This is a genomic window from Variovorax paradoxus EPS, assembly GCF_000184745.1.
GTDB lineage: Bacteria > Pseudomonadota > Gammaproteobacteria > Burkholderiales > Burkholderiaceae_C > Variovorax > Variovorax paradoxus_C.
This window is the reverse complement of the sequence record NC_014931.1, coordinates 4,185,201-4,200,021: the sequence shown is the minus strand read 5'-3', so window position 1 is coordinate 4,200,021 and position 14,821 is coordinate 4,185,201. Positions and strand designations below refer to the sequence as shown.

15 protein-coding genes are annotated in these 14,821 nt (G+C 67.2%); 5 read left to right on the top strand and 10 right to left on the bottom strand.

Annotation, left to right across the window (positions count from 1 at the left end):
- Positions 1-9: 9 nt before the first annotated feature.
- Positions 10-978 carry a tripartite tricarboxylate transporter substrate binding protein gene (locus tag VARPA_RS19465; protein ID WP_013542305.1) on the bottom strand — a complete coding sequence of 323 codons (969 nt, stop codon included), beginning with the start codon at positions 976-978 and terminating at the stop codon, positions 10-12.
- Positions 979-1,119: 141 nt separating this feature from the next.
- Between VARPA_RS19465 and VARPA_RS19460 the strand changes: the two genes are divergently transcribed.
- Positions 1,120-1,890, top strand: coding sequence for an IclR family transcriptional regulator (locus VARPA_RS19460; RefSeq protein WP_013542304.1), 771 nt, complete (start codon positions 1,120-1,122; stop codon positions 1,888-1,890).
- Between the two features lie 28 nt (positions 1,891-1,918).
- Here the strand turns inward: VARPA_RS19460 and VARPA_RS19455 are convergent, their stop codons facing one another.
- On the bottom strand, positions 1,919-3,454 hold the full coding sequence (locus tag VARPA_RS19455; RefSeq protein ID WP_013542303.1) for a histidine acid phosphatase: 1,536 nt from the start codon (positions 3,452-3,454) through the stop codon (positions 1,919-1,921).
- Here VARPA_RS19455 and VARPA_RS30265 point away from each other — a divergent pair.
- Positions 3,433-3,909 carry a hypothetical protein gene (locus VARPA_RS30265; RefSeq protein WP_144299015.1) on the top strand — a complete coding sequence of 159 codons (477 nt, stop codon included), beginning with the start codon at positions 3,433-3,435 and terminating at the stop codon, positions 3,907-3,909. The two genes, VARPA_RS19455 and VARPA_RS30265, sit on opposite strands and share 22 nt — an antisense overlap.
- Before the next feature lie 287 nt (positions 3,910-4,196).
- On the opposite strand, the gene VARPA_RS19450 is transcribed toward VARPA_RS30265, so the two are convergent.
- Entirely contained in the window at positions 4,197-5,342 is a 1,146-nt protein-coding gene (locus VARPA_RS19450; protein ID WP_013542302.1) for an ABC transporter substrate-binding protein, read from the bottom strand.
- 130 nt (positions 5,343-5,472) lie between these two features.
- Complete coding sequence (locus VARPA_RS19445; RefSeq protein WP_013542301.1) at positions 5,473-6,369, bottom strand: amidohydrolase family protein; 897 nt, start codon at positions 6,367-6,369, stop codon at positions 5,473-5,475.
- Between the two features lie 79 nt (positions 6,370-6,448).
- On the opposite strand from VARPA_RS19445, the gene VARPA_RS19440 reads away from it, so the two are divergent.
- Complete coding sequence (locus VARPA_RS19440; RefSeq protein ID WP_013542300.1) at positions 6,449-8,152, top strand: M14 family zinc carboxypeptidase; 1,704 nt, start codon at positions 6,449-6,451, stop codon at positions 8,150-8,152.
- Positions 8,153-8,164: 12 nt separating this feature from the next.
- Here the strand turns inward: VARPA_RS19440 and VARPA_RS19435 are convergent, their stop codons facing one another.
- Positions 8,165-8,410 carry a DUF333 domain-containing protein gene (locus tag VARPA_RS19435; protein ID WP_013542299.1) on the bottom strand — a complete coding sequence of 82 codons (246 nt, stop codon included), beginning with the start codon at positions 8,408-8,410 and terminating at the stop codon, positions 8,165-8,167.
- Complete coding sequence (locus VARPA_RS19430; RefSeq protein ID WP_013542298.1) at positions 8,407-10,095, bottom strand: hypothetical protein; 1,689 nt, start codon at positions 10,093-10,095, stop codon at positions 8,407-8,409. The genes VARPA_RS19435 and VARPA_RS19430 overlap by 4 nt, the downstream gene beginning before the upstream one ends.
- Before the next feature lie 233 nt (positions 10,096-10,328).
- Here VARPA_RS19430 and VARPA_RS19425 point away from each other — a divergent pair, with 233 nt between their 5' ends.
- Positions 10,329-10,559, top strand: coding sequence for a hypothetical protein (locus VARPA_RS19425; RefSeq protein ID WP_013542297.1), 231 nt, complete (start codon positions 10,329-10,331; stop codon positions 10,557-10,559).
- An 80-nt stretch (positions 10,560-10,639) separates the two neighbouring features.
- On the opposite strand, the gene VARPA_RS19420 is transcribed toward VARPA_RS19425, so the two are convergent.
- The 4 genes from VARPA_RS19420 to VARPA_RS19405 all read right to left on the bottom strand — a co-directional run bounded on the left by VARPA_RS19420 (position 10,640) and on the right by VARPA_RS19405 (position 14,363).
- On the bottom strand, positions 10,640-12,892 hold the full coding sequence (locus tag VARPA_RS19420; protein WP_013542296.1) for a hypothetical protein: 2,253 nt from the start codon (positions 12,890-12,892) through the stop codon (positions 10,640-10,642).
- Entirely contained in the window at positions 12,892-13,395 is a 504-nt protein-coding gene (locus VARPA_RS19415) for a pyridoxamine 5'-phosphate oxidase family protein (RefSeq protein WP_013542295.1), read from the bottom strand. The genes VARPA_RS19420 and VARPA_RS19415 overlap by 1 nt, the downstream gene beginning before the upstream one ends.
- 95 nt (positions 13,396-13,490) lie before the next feature.
- On the bottom strand, positions 13,491-13,985 hold the full coding sequence (locus tag VARPA_RS19410; protein ID WP_013542294.1) for a hemerythrin domain-containing protein: 495 nt from the start codon (positions 13,983-13,985) through the stop codon (positions 13,491-13,493).
- A gap of 132 nt (positions 13,986-14,117) precedes the next feature.
- Complete coding sequence (locus tag VARPA_RS19405; RefSeq protein ID WP_013542293.1) at positions 14,118-14,363, bottom strand: hypothetical protein; 246 nt, start codon at positions 14,361-14,363, stop codon at positions 14,118-14,120.
- Positions 14,364-14,542: 179 nt separating this feature from the next.
- Here VARPA_RS19405 and VARPA_RS19400 point away from each other — a divergent pair, with 179 nt between their 5' ends.
- A complete protein-coding gene (locus VARPA_RS19400; RefSeq protein WP_013542292.1) occupies positions 14,543-14,821 on the top strand; it encodes a hypothetical protein in 279 nt (92 codons plus the stop codon).

Genomic DNA, 14,821 nt, shown 5'->3' with positions numbered 1-14,821 from the left:
GAATGTTCCTCAGTCTGTGGTGATGTGGTTGTCCTTGACGACCTTGCGCCAGCGCACTTCTTCGGCGCGCACGTAGGTGTCGAGTTGCGCGGGCGCGCCGACGTCGACGGCGAGGCCTTCCGATTCGGTCTGCTTGGCGAAGGCCGGTGTCTTGACGGCTTTCTTGACCGCGGCGTTGAGCTGGTCGATCACGTCCTTGGGCGTCTTTGCCGCCACATAGAGGCCGTACCAGCTCTCGGCCGCGTACCCCGGCACGCCGGTTTCGGCGAGCGTCGGCACGCTGGCGTAGGCAGGAGAGCGGCGCGCGGTGGTCACGCCGAGTGCGCGCATCTTTCCGCTGTCCACGAAGGGGCGCACGGCCGATGCGGTGGCGAACATCATGTCCACCTGGCCGCCCAGCAGGTCGGTCATGGCGGGGCCCGCGCCGCGGTAGGGAATGTGGGAGAGATCGACCTTGGCGAGGTTCCTGAAGAGCTCGCCGGCCAAGTGCGCCGAGGTGCCGTTGCCCTGCGACGCGAAGGTCAGCTTGCCCGGCTTCGCCTTGGCTGCAGCGATGAGGTCGGCGACGGTCTTGTAAGGGCTGTCGGTGCGCACCACCAGCACGTTGGGCGAGACGCCGATCAGCGCCACGGGCGCGAAGGCCTTGTCGGTGTCGTAGGGCAGCTTGGCCTGCAGCGCCGGGTTCACCGCATGCGCGAACGTGGCCATGACGAGCGTGTAGCCATCGGGCGCGCTCTTGGCGACGAAGTCGCTGCCGATGATCGTGCCGGCGCCCGGCTTGTTGTCGACGATGACGGGCTGGCCCAGCGCCTCCGACATACCGACGCCGAGCGTGCGCGTGATTGCATCGGTGCCGCCGCCGGGCGCGAAGGGCACCACGATGCGCAGCGGCTTGTCGGGAAAGGCGGCCCAGGTGGCGAGCGGCGCAATGGCGATCAGCGATAGCGCGACCGCGCGAAACGGTGTGAATGTCGGCATGCCTGTGTCTCTCTTTGTAGGGGGAAGCTAGGGGGTGAAGCGAGCCTTCAGCTTAGGTCGCATACTCCGGCCGCGCACCGGTCCAATTCCACTGAATGGAAATAGCGGACGGCCCGCCCCTCTGGGAATCAAGGAGACAACATGGCAAGCACGCTCAATCGATCGCTCGAACGGGGCATGGAAATTCTTCGCGCCTTCCGGCCTGGCTCCACGTTGCTCGGCAACAGCGAGATCGCCGAGCGCACCGGTCTTTCACCCGCGACGGTGAGCCGCCTTACGCAGACGCTGGTGGTGGCCGGCATGCTTGCGCATGACCGGAGCGCGCGCGCCTACCGGTTGGCCGCGCCGGTGTTGAGCCTGGCGCATGCCATGCGCACCGGCTCGGTCGTGCTGCAGGCCGCCGCGCCGCTGATGCGGGCGGTGGCCGAAAAGCTGCGCATCAATGTCGGGCTGGCGGTGGCCGACCGCTCGGAGATGGTCTATCTGGAGTCGATCCGCTACAACCGCCGCGCGTCGCTGCGCAATGTGGTGAGCGGGCAGCGCGTGCCGATCGAGCTGACCTCGCTGGGACGCGCCTGGCTGGCGGTTGCGCCGGCCGACGCGCGCGAGGCGCTGTTCGCTGAATTCGCCGCGCGAAGAACCGACTGGCCCCAGCTGCGCAAGGAGATCGACAAGGCCATCGAGAGCGTCGAACGCCAGGGCTGGTGCGCCGCATCGTGGCAGCCGGAGGTGGTGGCGCTCGCCGCGCCGCTGAAGCTGGAATCCGCGTGGGGCTACGTGTTGAACGTGAGCGTGTCTTCCACGGAATCATCGAGCGATGTGTCGACGGAACTGAGCGCGCCGCTGCTGGCTTTGAGCCAGAAAATCACCCGCGCGGTGGACACGCGGGAGCCCGTCGGCGCGATGCGCTAGCTGGTGCGCTGTTGAATTTCGGCACTTGCTACTTCGCCACGTGCCCGTAGCAGCTCTTCAGGGCCGTGTAGTCGTAGAAGTGAGCCGTGCCGAGTGCCTTGGCGCTGTCGCAGGCCGCCTTGAAGTCGGTTTCCTTCTCGTTGTAGAGCATGCGCACGACGAGCTTGCCGCCGCCGTCGGCAAACACGTCCCACTGCATGTTGGCCGCCATCGGCGAGACGTATTCGCCGCGCCACGCGTTGCTGTCGTAGCTGAAGCCGGAGGCCTTGGGCACGCTCTGGTCCACGCCCTTCAGGCCCATGCGCACCGCGAAGGGCATCATGATTTCGGCGTGCGTGAAGCGCAGCTTGGCCGCATGCGAGCGGTCGCCCCGGGCAATCGCGTCGACCTCGTTGAACATGTCGTCCACCAGGATCTGGGCCATGCGCGAGGTGATGTCGCCCTTCTCGGTCATGCCCGGGCCCTTGTCGTAGAAGTCGGAGCCGTCGTTGAGCGCGGCGAAGAACTTCGCCTGCGCCGCGGGCATGTAGGCCGTGAAATCGACACCGGCTTCGCTGCGCATCGCGGGTGCGATCACGTACAGCTCGTACAGCAGCGCACCGGCGTCGCCGGGGGACTTGATCGATGTCTTGCCGTCGCCGCTCAGGCTGGGCGCGAACTTGCCGTCTTCGCTGGTGTAGCTGAAGGTGCCGGCATTGGCAAAGCTGTACGTGCCGTTGGCGATCTTGTCGACGAAGCTCTTGGCAAACAGGCGCTCCAGCAGCAAGCGCCCGGCGGCCGTGGCCTCGGGGGTGACGGTGAGGCCGCTCTGCTTGGCGAGCAGGTCCGCATCGTTGGCCTTGTAGTCCTGGTACGCCTGGCTGACCTGGTAGGTCGCGTACATCGGATCGGCCGTGTTCGTCACCAGGTCAAGCGCCTTCACCAGCTTGTGGAAGTACAGCAGAAAGCGGTTGGTGCCGTCGGGCTTGGCGGTCGGCGAGCCGTTGTCGGGGTAGGGCGCCGGTGCCGGCGGATAGGTCAGGAGCGGTGCCAGCGCGGGCTGTGCCGTCTTGAGCGACTGCACGAAGAAGTTGCCGCTGTCGACCGCGCGGTCCACGCCCGAAGTCACCGTCACGATCTGGCGCGGGGCGCTGCCGGCGCTGTCGCCGATCTGCTTCCAGTAGGCCGGCAGGCGCTGCACCAGCCGCGCCGCCAGCTGCGTGTGCTCGTTGATGCCGACCTGCGTCTCGTTGCCGTAGCCGGGCGTGCTGATGCCCGACACGCCATAGCCCAGCAGGAAGTTGGCCTTCATGATCTTCAGCACGTCGGGTCCGAGCTTTTCGCCCAGCGGCGTGAGCGCGCCGTCGTCCTGTGCCTTCTTCCACATGTTGTAGACCGCCAGGTCGTACTTGAGGCCGGAGAGTCCGCGCGAGCCGTGGCGCGCAACCACCTCGGTGTAGACCGGCGAGAAGCCCGCGGGCGCCGCCTCGTAGGTGCTGACGTCCTGCTGCGGCCGGTAGGGGCGCCTTGGTCTGGTAGTAGCGGTCCGTAAGCGCCGCGGCCGTGACCACCGCCTTGACGTCATCGCCGCTCGCCGCCGATGCCAGCGCATCGCGGATGCGCTGCAGGCCCTCGTCGGAGGCGGCCTTGAGCGCGGCCCTGGCGACCGGATCGCTCTCGGTGTTGATGTCGCCGAGCAGCTTCGAGGCGACCACGCCCACCGAGATCGCCACCTTGCCCGCGGCGGTCTTGAAGTCGAGCCCGTTGGCTTCCATTTCGGCGACCACTGCCGTCGACTGGAAGTCGACCACACCGGGCGCCTCTTTCGGCGCACGCAGCACGAGCGGCGAAGCCACCGGTTTCGAAGAGGGAATGGAGGGATCGAGCTCGGTGGCATCGGTGCCGATCTCGGCCACGATGCCTGCGCCGGTACCGGCGAGCGTGAAGCCGCCTTGCCTGTCCGATCGCGTGGTGGGCTCGCTGGCGTCGCAGCGCCCGTTGGCGTTGATGTCCAGGCAGACCTTGGCGTTGACGAAGTAACTGCCGACCACCACCCCGCTGGTGGTGGCACCCGCCGGGCTGCCCGTGGCGGGCGCGGTTCCCGTGGCTGCAGGCGGGATGAAGAAGGCGCCGTTGCCGCCGCTGTCACCGCCACAAGCGGTCAGCAGGAGTGCCGAGAGGCCGAGCAGGCAACAGGAGAGGGGTGCACGGGTCAGGACACGGCGAAGCGGAAAGGTCGGCAGCATGGAGGGAGCGAAGCGCAAAAGGGGCGAATCTTTCTCCGCGCGCGTGACAAGGCTGTGACGGGCGGCCCCCCGCCCCCGGGTTCAGCGGCGGACCTTGCCGTCTTCCGTGAGCATCGACAGCTCGACGTAGTTCGACGCCTTGTGGTCGCGCGCGCTGAAGTCGACGTGGAAGCCGCCGAAGTCGGTGTTCTGCATCGATTCGAGCCCGGCGACGAGCGAGTCACGCGTGGCCGGCTTGCCGGCGCGCTTCAGGCCTTCGGTGAACACCTTGGCCGCCACGTAGCCTTCCATGCTCGAGTAGTTCGGCTTGGCGTCGCCGCCGGCCTTGCGCACGGCCTCCACGTACTCGCGCGAGATCGCGGTGCTCGTGGAGAACGGGGAGGGCATCACTTGGCTGATCACCACGCCGCGGGCTTCCTTGCCGAGCTCGTCGGCCAGGGCCTGCGTGCCGACGAACGACACGTTGAAGAAGGTGCCGCCGTAGCCGGCCTTGCGCGCTTCGCGGATGAACGCGGCGCACGCCTTGTAGGCACCCACCTGGATCACGGCGGCGGGCTGGGCGGCCATGATGTCCTTCACCGCCTTGCTCACGTTGACCGAGTTGCGCTCGACGGTGCCGATGGCAACCGGCGCCAGGCCGATGGGCTTGAGCGCGCTGAGGACGCCCGAGAGTCCGGCCTGTCCGTAGGCGTCGTTCTGGTGGAACACCGCGATCTTCTGGATGCCGAGCGAGGTGAGCTGCTTGACGATGAGCGCGGTCTCGTCGTCGTACGAGGCGCGTACGTGGAACACGGACTTGCGGAACGGATCGCGCAATGCCTCGGCGCCGGTGAAGGGGCCGAAGAACGGGATCTTCGCGGCATCGACCAGCGGCATGGCGGCCATGCAGGTGGGCGTGCCGACGTAGCCGAAGAGGGCGAAGACGTCGTCCTTGATGAGCTTGTCGGTGTTGGCCTTGCAGCGCTCGGGCTCGTAGCCGTCGTCGAGCGTGCGCAGTTCGATGGTGCGGCCGTTGACGCCGCCGGTGGCGTTGAGCGCGTCGAAGTAGATGCGCGCGCCCTGGTTCATCTGCAGGCCCAGTTGTTCCGCGGGGCCGCTGAATGCGGCGGATTGGCCGAGCACGATGCGTGCGGGTTGGGCGAGGGCGGGGAGTGCGAGCGCGGCGCCGGCAGCGGCAACGTACTTGATCGCGTCTCTGCGGTGAAGGGAGGTTTTGAGGGAGGACATTGGACAGGTATAGAGCAGTCGAAGCCTCTGCAGAACCTGACAGGACCCTCGCTGCTCATGTAATAAGGTGATGCGCAGTGTAACCGTGGGTTCGGGTAAACCCTTGGCGAGGGCCTATTCGCCCTACGGGCTATCGCACCCCGAACAGCCCCGCTGCATTCCCCCACGCCACGCGCTGCGCGACGGCCGGCGGCAGGTCGCCGAGCCAGTTGCGGTAGCCCTGCATGGTCTCGTCGTAGGAACTCCAGCGCTGGTTGACCCAGGTGTCGGAGCCGACGAGGAAGCGGTCGGGAAACGCCAGGATCAGCTCGCGCCACGGCGCGCACAGCTTGCCGCCTTCGCAGGTAAGGCCTGGGCGGTACGAGAGCTCGCCCATCAGTTTCGGATAGCGCTCCAGCATCTGCCGCACTCGCGCGACCGGCGCGCCGCCGATGCCGGTGTGCGCCCAGATCAGCCGCAGCTCGCGGCCTTGCGTGGGCGAGTGCGCCATCAGCAGGTCGACCGCCTCATCGTCCACGTGCGCGAGCACGGCGAGTTGGCGTTGCTCGGCCAGCAGCATCAGCTTCTTTGCGACCGGGCCGTTGGCGTTGGCGCTCTCGTACAGGTGGAATTCGCCGATGCCTCGGTAGGGGCCGCTCGCGGTGCCGCGTGCGAGTTCGGTCTGCACCATCTCGTGGATGGTCTCGTCGCGGAACCAGTTGGTGTAGTCGGCGCGGTTGCGGTAGAGGCGCACGAAGGGCACGACCGTGACGCCGGCTTCGCGCGTCTCGCGCAGAGCCGCGAGCGTGCGCGTGCCTTCGTTGGGCCGCGAGTTGCCGACGATGGCGCGCACGCCGTTGCGCTGCATGCGCGCGAGCGCCTCGGCCGGCGGAAACGGGCCGCTGCTGCCGTTCCAGGCTTCCTCGTTGTAGTGGAGGTGGGCGTCGAAGATCGGGCCGGTGTAGTCGGCTGCCTGGGCCGAGAGGGCGAAGGCTGCGCTACAGGCCAGCAGCGCCGCATGAAAGAGGGAGGAAGAGAAGGGAGCCATGGATGTTCCTTGCGAGATGCCCGTGAAAGACACGCGATCGTCGATGCAGAATCGGTTTCGATCAACGGAGCCTTTCCCGATGCCTGCCGAACAAGACCGCCAGTACCTCACGCCGTACGAAAACGGCAACCGCAACCAGACCACCACCTGGGCCGAATGCGTCGCCTTCTACGAACGGCTCGCGAAGGACTTCCCCTCGGTGCTGCGATGGCATCGGATCGGCACTTCGGACAACGGCATTCCGATGCACGCGGGCATCGTCACCGCCGATGCGAAGTTCGACCGCGAGACGCTCAAGCGCGATGGGCGTCCGGTGTTCTTCAACAACAACGGCATCCACCCCGGCGAGCCCGAGGGCATCGACACCTGCATGGCGCTGGTGCGCGATTTCTGCACCGAGCCCGCGCGGCTCGCTGCACTGGGCGACACGGTCTTCCTCTTCATTCCGGTCTACAACGTGGACGGCTGCCTCAACAGGCAGAGCACCTCCCGCGTGAACCAACTGGGCCCGGAATCGTTCGGCTTTCGCGGCAACGCGCGGCACCTGGACCTGAACCGCGACTTCATCAAGTGCGACAGCCTCGCCGCGCAGGTGTTCAACCGCTTCTTCACCGCGTGGGACCCGGACGTGATGGTCGACACCCACACCTCGAACGGTGCCGACTACGCCTACACGATGACGCTGATCCCGACCCAGCCCGACAAGCTCGGCGGCGGCCTCGGCCAGTTCCTGCGCAGCCGCATGCTGCCGGCGATCTACGGCGACATGGGCGAGCGCGGATGGCCCACTTGCCCCTACGTGAACTGCGTGGCCGAGACGCCCGACGACGGCATCGCGGACTTCCTCGATTCGCCGCGCTTCTCGACCGGCTACGCGGCGCTGCACCACACCATCGGCTTCATGCCCGAGACGCACATGCTCAAGCCGTACGCCGACCGTGTCGCGGCGATGCGGACGCTGGTCGAGGTGGTGCTGGATTTCACTGTCGCGCATGCGGCGGAAATTCAAGCGCTGCGCCGCGAGGCCAAGGTCGGTGCCGCGCAGCAGGCGCAATGGCCGCTGTTGTGGCGTTCGGACCAGAGCCGGCCGAACAGCTTTCGCTTCAAGGGGTACGAGGCGGTCTACGCGCCGAGCAGCCTGGGCAACTACCAGCGCCTGTCTTACGACCGCAACCAGCCTTGGGAAAAAGACATCCCGTACTTCGACCGCTTCGTGGAAGAGGTGGCCCTTGCCGCGCCCAAGGCCTATCTCGTTCCGCAGGCCTGGCGCGAAGTGATCGAGCGGCTGGAGTGGAATGGCGTGGCGCTGCGCAGGCTGGAAGAAGACGAGGTCTTCGGGAACGCCCGCGTGTACCGCATCGAGCACGTGGCCCCGCGCCCCGGGCCGTACGAAGGGCACATGTTCCATGACGAGGTGACGCTCGTTCCGCGCACCGAGACCGTTCAGGCGCGCGCCAGCGACGTGTGGATTTCGCTCGACCAGCCCAAGGCCCGCTACATCGTCGAAACGCTGGAGCCCGAAGCCCACGACAGCTTCTTCCGCTGGGGCTTCTTCAACGGCGTGCTCGAAAAGAAGGAGAGCTTCTCGGCCTACGTGTTCGAAGAAACGGCGCACCGGATGCTGGAAGAAGAGCCGGCGCTGAAGGCCGGCTTCGAGGCATGGAAGAAAAACAATCCCGACAAGCTCGGCGACCCGCAGGCGGTACTGGGCTTTATCTTTGCGCACGGCCAGCGCCATGCGGAGGCCGGGTGGCGGCGCTACCCGGTGGTGGGATTGAGCTGACGAAGCACCGTTCTACTTCGCGGGGTGATCCCGCCGATAGAGCGCCCACTCCTCGATCTCTTTGCCATCGGGCAACTGGCAGATGCCGTACTGCCCCTTGTCGTTCGACTTCATGAGCGTCTTGCCGCCGAGCTTCTGGCAATAGACCGATGCCGGGTTCGCCATGCCGACCCGAGGCGGTTCGGACTGAGGTTGGGGTTGCGCGCAGGCCGTGAGAACGAGTGCGCAGAAGGCCAGCAGCAGGTACTTGTGGGTCATCGGGCCAGTGCAGGCGTCGTGGTCTTCGGCTTCGACGACGGCTCCCACGAATCGGGCGTGGTCGCGACCAGTCCCTTGAAGTCCTTCCACGGCCGCGCGCCCGGCACGGTGCGCCCGCCGATCACCACCACCTTCGCATACGCCACCATGCGCTCGCGCAAGTAGCGCCGATCGGACTCGGGCCAAGTCTCGATCGAATGGGGCCCGCGCGCGAGCACGATCTCCTTCACGCCGCGGATGCGGTTGTAGGCCGCGACGGTGCCCTCCAGCGTTTCAGCGCGGTCCCACAGGCCCTTGCCGAAGAAGGCCGCGGGCCAGCGGTCCATGCCCGCGAGCGGAGCGGAGTTCGGATAGAAAAGGATGTGGTGGTCCGCCGCCATGCCGCCCAGGAACAGGTTGCGGTCCGCGAGATCGGGCGCGTCGCCCACATAGCCCGCGCCGCTCGCGAACGACGACAGCAAGATCGCACCGCGGATGTTTCGCAGGCCCCGGGGCTTGGCGCAGTTCACTTCCGGCAGATCGAAGCTGCAGGAGGCGACGTAGTTGGTGGTCATCGCCCAGGCGGTCGACATCGAGCCGCGCGAGTAGCCGCCCAGCACCAGCGGTATCTCGTTGGCCTTCATGCCCGCCAGCAGCCGGCCGCGCGCGGCGGTGCCCTCGAGCACCTCGCCCGAGGGCGTGAGCATGCGCAGGCCCCGGCCGTCTTCGAGCTGCCCGAGCGTGCGGAACACGTCCTCGCCTTGCTCCAGCGTGTTGGTGTCGCTGAAGCCGCCCGAGATGCCTTCGCCGCGCCGGTCGTAGGCCAGCACGTCGAAGCCCGCCTGGTTCAGCGCATGCAGGTTCTCGCGCCACCAGCGCTGGCCCATGGTCTCGGTGGTGGCGTTGGGGAACTGCACGGGCGTGGTCTTTCCCGTCTTCTCGTCGGTGCGGTAAGACACTTCATCCGGATGCTGGATCGCCGTGAGCTGCCCGCCGCCGCCCGGCGCCATGATCGCGAGCGCGCGCACCTTGCGGCCCTTGCCGTCGTCCACGCCGGCGCCTTCGATGTACCAGCCGCGCAGTTTGATGTCGGCGGTCTTCTTCAGGTCGATGCGCTCGAAGGCATCGGGCGGCACGGTGAACTCGACTGTGTACGTGCGGCCCTCGGCCTCGGCGATGCCTTCGCGGTAGGGCGCCTTCGCGAAGAAGGCGGGCCGGCGGATCTGCTTCAGGTCGACCTGCCCGTCGGGATCGATCTTTCCGGACGGATCGACCACACCGGTGGAGCGCGTGGCGCGCTCCTTGTTCGGCGGCAGCCAGCGCTGCATCTGCGCGTTGATGCGCTTGAAGCAGGCCGCATCTTCCTTGCAGGCGCGCCAGCGGGCCTTGAGCTTGTCGTCGGTGAATTCGCTGATGTGATAGTCGCCGCCTGCGTAGCTCGCCGGTGTGGGGTTGGCCGTGAGCAGCAGCGGCACGCACACCGTGTTGCCCGTGCCCTTGGGCCCTTGGTGCAGCAGGTAGCCGGGCAGCATCGCGTTGCGGTCGGTGCCGACCCAGGCGGTGCAGTCGGTGGGCGGCGGCGTGCTGTTGTCAGCCTGTCGCTTGGCTTCGGTGCTGCCCGTGCAGGCCGACAGCGCGAGCAGGGCACCGAGGCCCAGTGCGCAGAGACTTCGTTCGAGACGGGGCGACAGGTCGTTGAGGATCATGCGGGCGAGGGCTCGTGCAGGGAGGCAGGTAATTGTGTGCGCCGTCCGTGACGGAAGGCGGGGGCCAATGGCGCTTTGTGATGCGGGAGGCTTCCTACCGTGGGAGCCGGGCTATTCAGTGGAACGCGATTTCAGTCGGACCGGCAATAAAGCAGGTCTGCGGAATTTATTGCCGCTCTGGTAATAGTTCCTTGGGCCGGGCGAGCACGAGCCACTACCCTCGACCCCCTCATATGGAAGCAACCCCCTTTGCCATCGACCTGCCGGAGCACTGGACCGGCTCCTTCAAGCTCACGCAGACACCCGCCGGCAGCTATGTCGGCATGGCCAGCCTGAGCTTCGGCGGCGATCCCCGATGGGTGCTCGTGATCACCCCGCAACTCAGCCTGGACGCCGCCATGGAGCGCGTCAGGCTCCGGGTCGGTCATTTCGTCCGCGAGCGGAACGCGAGGCCCGGCGCCTGACGTTCAATCCCCGAGCCTGTGCAATGCGGCCCGGAAGTTTCATAGCCCCTGTATCTATCCGTCTGGGCTGATCTCCGCCGTTACGACGACGGCGCGGGCGGCACCGTGGCCGCGGCGGTCGGCGAGTGCTGCAGCGCGGTGGGCAGCCGGTTGTCCAGCCAGTCCATGCGCCAAGCCAGCACCACGAGCGCCAGCGCCAGCACCGCCGCGGCGGCGACACCGGCCGCGCCGTGCCGCTCGCGGTACGGATCGCGCGCCACCCGCCGCGCGCCCGGCGGCACATGCGCGGTCTGCGACAGCATGCCGCCCAGCCGCACGTTGACCTTCATGCGCCCGTTGATGGCCCATCCGCTCGCGTCCAGGATCGGCCCCAGGCTGCGCTGCCGCAGCTTGAGCCAGGCGATCAGCATGCTCGGCCCGGAGATCGCCGCGACGATGCCGATGAGCGCCACCGGTATCCATTGCCCCAGATCGACGAATTTGCCGAAGATGGCAACCAGCACCGCGCTGATGCTCCCGAGGGCGACGCCGATGGCGGCCACGGTGCCGACATCCACGCGGCCCGCCGTGCGGGGCGCAGCAGCGGGTGCAGCCGGCGTCTTGGCCGCGCCCGCTGCTGTGGCCTGGTCGGCGGTCGTGAGCTTGGTCGCAAAGCTCGTCAGCGTGCCCTGGCCTGCCGCCTCGCTCGCGGCCGCGCGCTTGGCGACTTGCTCCTCGATCACCCGCACGAACTTCTTGTAGGGCGCGAAGAAGGCTTGCGCCACGCTGGTCGGGTTCTCGATCAGCTTGGTGATGGTGGCGTCCCAGTCGCGGCCCTGGCGGTCGTAGAAGACGCCGTTGCGGCCCACGAACAGAAAGTCGATGTCGCCCGCGGTGAAGGCCGCGACGATGCTCATCTTCTGCCCTTGGCGCGTGCAGTCGCAGTACGCGAGGCAGGTCTTCGCGAGGCCCGCCAGCACGGCGTGCTTGGCCGTGTCCTGCACCTGCACCGTGAGCTCGCAGCTGCGGCCGTCCAGGTAGAGCGTGCCGGCCTGGAAGATCGCGCCCTCGCGCCGGTAGAAGGCCTTGAACGACACGAAGTTGTTGAGCAGCACCACGAGGTCGCGCTGCAGCCGGATCAGCTTCTCCAGGTCGACCAGCAGGTTGTTGTGCGTCTCGGCGGCTTCGTCGTCGTGAAGCAGCGCGAGCAGCGGCTCGCGCGTCTGCAGGAAGGCGTCGAGCTGCGCGAGCGACAGCGCGGCGGCAGCGTTGACGGGCCGCTTGGCCATCAGCGCTTGCAGCGGCGCGAGCTGCTGCTTGATGGCCAGCCATTCCGTTTCCGCGAGTTCGTCGCGCGCGCCCAGCAGCGGCGTGACGGCGCGTTCGGCGAACGCGGCGATGTCTCCGGTCCACGCGGGGTTGATGCGGTTGCCATGCAGCGGCAGCACGCAGCGTGGCGTGACGGGCGCGAGCGGCAGGTCGGCAATCGGGTCGGCGCTCAGGTCGAGCCTGTTTGCGCCCAACGCGTCATAGGCCTCGGGCGAAGGGTTCAGCGCCGCCACGGCCTGCGCATCGAACGCGGCGACGCGGCATCGCGCGAAGTAATCGTCCAGCTTGGCCTGCACCTTGCGCGTGGCGTCGGCGGCGGCCAGCGTGGGCTCGCCCAGCGGCATCAGTGCCTTGTCGTTCGCATCGGCCTTGGCATGCCAGTCGCGCGCGGCCTGCACCTCGGCGAAGAAGGCTTCGATGCGCGGCCGGTCGACGCCCGGCGTGGCCTTGTGCCGGTCGGGCACGCTGCCGTGGATGCGAATGATCTCGGCAACCGTGGCGCGCACAGTGTCGTCTTCGGCCGTCTCGGGCGTGATGACGCCGTCGCCGTTGAAACGCATGGCCGCCAGCAACTCGCCGCGGTCGGCGATGTCGGCCAGCGTGAGCGTGGCCGAATCGGGCTTGCCCTGGATCTGCAACAGGCGGCGCGCTTCCTCGATCAGGCGCGCGCCATCGGCGTTGCCGGCATCCAGGTCGTCCAGCGCCAGCGCGTCGCTGCCTTGCAGCAACACGTCGGGATTGCGCAGCCGCGCACACACCCATTCGCAGGCCGCGACCACTTCGGGCGGGCGCACGCGGCCATCGCCATCGGCATCGATGAGGTCCAGCGTGCGCGCATCGAAGTCGATGCCGCGTGTCGGGCAGGCGAGGGCGACCCACAGCTTCTGGTCCAGCTCGCCGAGGCGGGCGATGTCTTCGCCCGTGCGGAAGATGACCTGGTCGGCACCCCCGACCCGGATGAACTGCCAGCGGTGCGGCGCCGTCGTGGGCGATGGTGATTGCGATTGCGTTGGCACCGCACTCATCAGGAAACGGCGACCTTCTTGTGTTCCCCCAGGTTCTTGGGCGTCTCGCCGGTCATGGCGGCCTTGGCCATCTTGAACAGCTGCACCATCTTGCTGTCGTCCACGTCCCAGTACTCCGCGCGCAGCACGCTCACCGCGAGCAAGCCCAGGTTCGGGTCGGTCGGGCCCTCAGGGAACCAGGCCTTGGCCATCTTGGTGAACAGCGCTTCCTTCTTCGCGGGGTCTTCCAGCAGCGCCGCATGGCCCGAGACGGAGACGTAGCTGTCGTCGTCGGTGTTGGCGTAGGAGACGTTCACGGTCGGGTCGGTCGCAACGTGCCGTGCAATTTCTCCGTCCTTGGGCACGAAGAAGTAGAGGGTCGCGTTTTCGTCCACTTCCTTGTTCTGCGTGGTCAGCGGGTGGCTGTGCAGTTGCCCATCGGCATGGCGATGCGTGAGCATGCCGAAGCGCGTGTCCTTGATCAGTTCCCAGAGCTTGCTGGTGTTTCCGGTGGTGGCGGTCATGGCGGGGGTTTCCGTAGGTTGAAGCGTCCGGCACCGGGGTGCCGGTGCCGGACGCGGGGGGCGGGCTGGAGGGAGGCGTATTGGGGCGGAGCGTCTTACGCCGGCTCGCCCATCAGTTCGCCCATCAGCTCTTCCTTGCGCGCCATGAGTTGCTCGCGCATGGCCACGAGGTCGAGGCCGCGGGCGGCGCGCGCCTTGGGGAACATCTCGTTGCGCTCTTCCTTCACGTGATGGTCGATGTACTCGCCCAGGACCTTCACCTTGGCATCGAACATGTCGTCGATCTCGGTGGCTTCCTGGATCTGCGCGATCAGGTCCTTGGCGCTCGCGTGTTCGACCTCGGCTTCATCGAGCAGGTCGGTCTCCTTGATCGCTTCGCGCACGGCGGGGTAGAAGATTTCTTCCTCGATCTGCGTGTGGACCGTCAGTTCCGCGCAGATCTGGCTGGCCAGCTCGCGCTTCTTGTCGGCCGCGCTGGCGGCCTTGGAGTTCGCCAGTTCCTCGTAGGCAGTGAACATCTTCTTGACGTTCTTGTGGTCCGTGTCCAGAAGGCTGCATGCATCGGGTTCGGCGCGCTTGGTGGTGGGCATCGTGGGGCTCCATGTGGTTGGTGGAAAACCTCAGGTTGCAGAGCGCACCCGCGCCGGTGCGTAGGATTTTTCCGCATGCGCATGCAGGGCGATGCAAGAGGACAAGGAGGCCGGGGCGCACCGGCCCCTGCATCACTGGCCGTCCGCCTTGTCTTCGGTCTTGAAGAGACCGCGGATATTGAGCGCGGCCAGGCACACCTGCAGCGCAATGAGCGCCCAGGCGCTCGTGTGCACGCCCCAGACCGTCCAGAGCACATTGCTGAGCAGGAAGACCCAGAAGCCGGCGTTGCGCCGCGTCTTCGAGTTCGAAGCCACCAGCCAGGCGGCTGCGACCGATGCGGCGAAAGCAGGCCATTGAACGAGAGAAAGCATTTCCATGGTGAGGGAATCGATGGTGATCGGAGGATGGTGATCAAAGGGGGCTAAGCCACCCTAACCCGCTGCGCCGGGTCGATTAGGTGCATCTTGCCGACGCGCAGCGTGGGCCGGTTCTCACACGGTGCCGCCTGCATGCGTCGCAGATTGAAGCCAACCGCAAACGAAAGGCACGCCCCCTCATGCAAGCAACACCGACACCCTACGAAGAACGCGTGGCCACGTTCACCTACCGCGGCTGGTTCTTTCTCTGCCGCGCCGAGCGGCAGGACGAGAGCCAGACCTACAGGCCCGTCGTGCGCTGCCGCATACGAAAGGGTGACAAGGAAGAAGAGATCGAGTTGCCCAACGACACCGACGAGATCGCCTACGCCACCGAGGCCGAAGCGCTGCGCCATGCGGAGCAGCAGGCGATGCGCTGGGTCCATGACCGCTCGGGCGACGGGCAGGGACAGTTCTGA

Excerpts from the sequence above, each read along its gene's own strand:
- VARPA_RS19440 (WP_013542300.1), top strand. The coding sequence starts at position 6,449 with ATGCCTGCCGAACAAGACCGCCAGTACCTCACGCCGTACGAAAACGGC.
- VARPA_RS19435 (WP_013542299.1), bottom strand. The coding sequence starts at position 8,410 with ATGACCCACAAGTACCTGCTGCTGGCCTTCTGCGCACTCGTTCTCACG.
- VARPA_RS19465 (WP_013542305.1), bottom strand. The coding sequence starts at position 978 with ATGCCGACATTCACACCGTTTCGCGCGGTCGCGCTATCGCTGATCGCC.
- VARPA_RS19420 (WP_013542296.1), bottom strand. The coding sequence starts at position 12,892 with ATGAGTGCGGTGCCAACGCAATCGCAATCACCATCGCCCACGACGGCG.
- VARPA_RS19450 (WP_013542302.1), bottom strand. The coding sequence starts at position 5,342 with ATGTCCTCCCTCAAAACCTCCCTTCACCGCAGAGACGCGATCAAGTAC.
- VARPA_RS19460 (WP_013542304.1), top strand. The coding sequence starts at position 1,120 with ATGGCAAGCACGCTCAATCGATCGCTCGAACGGGGCATGGAAATTCTT.
- VARPA_RS19410 (WP_013542294.1), bottom strand. The coding sequence starts at position 13,985 with ATGCCCACCACCAAGCGCGCCGAACCCGATGCATGCAGCCTTCTGGAC.
- VARPA_RS19415 (WP_013542295.1), bottom strand. The coding sequence starts at position 13,395 with ATGACCGCCACCACCGGAAACACCAGCAAGCTCTGGGAACTGATCAAG.
- VARPA_RS19400 (WP_013542292.1), top strand. The coding sequence starts at position 14,543 with ATGCAAGCAACACCGACACCCTACGAAGAACGCGTGGCCACGTTCACC.
- VARPA_RS19405 (WP_013542293.1), bottom strand. The coding sequence starts at position 14,363 with ATGGAAATGCTTTCTCTCGTTCAATGGCCTGCTTTCGCCGCATCGGTC.
- VARPA_RS19455 (WP_013542303.1), bottom strand. The coding sequence starts at position 3,454 with ATGACGTCAAGGCGGTGGTCACGGCCGCGGCGCTTACGGACCGCTACT.
- VARPA_RS19430 (WP_013542298.1), bottom strand. The coding sequence starts at position 10,095 with ATGATCCTCAACGACCTGTCGCCCCGTCTCGAACGAAGTCTCTGCGCA.
- VARPA_RS19425 (WP_013542297.1), top strand. The coding sequence starts at position 10,329 with ATGGAAGCAACCCCCTTTGCCATCGACCTGCCGGAGCACTGGACCGGC.
- VARPA_RS19445 (WP_013542301.1), bottom strand. The coding sequence starts at position 6,369 with ATGGCTCCCTTCTCTTCCTCCCTCTTTCATGCGGCGCTGCTGGCCTGT.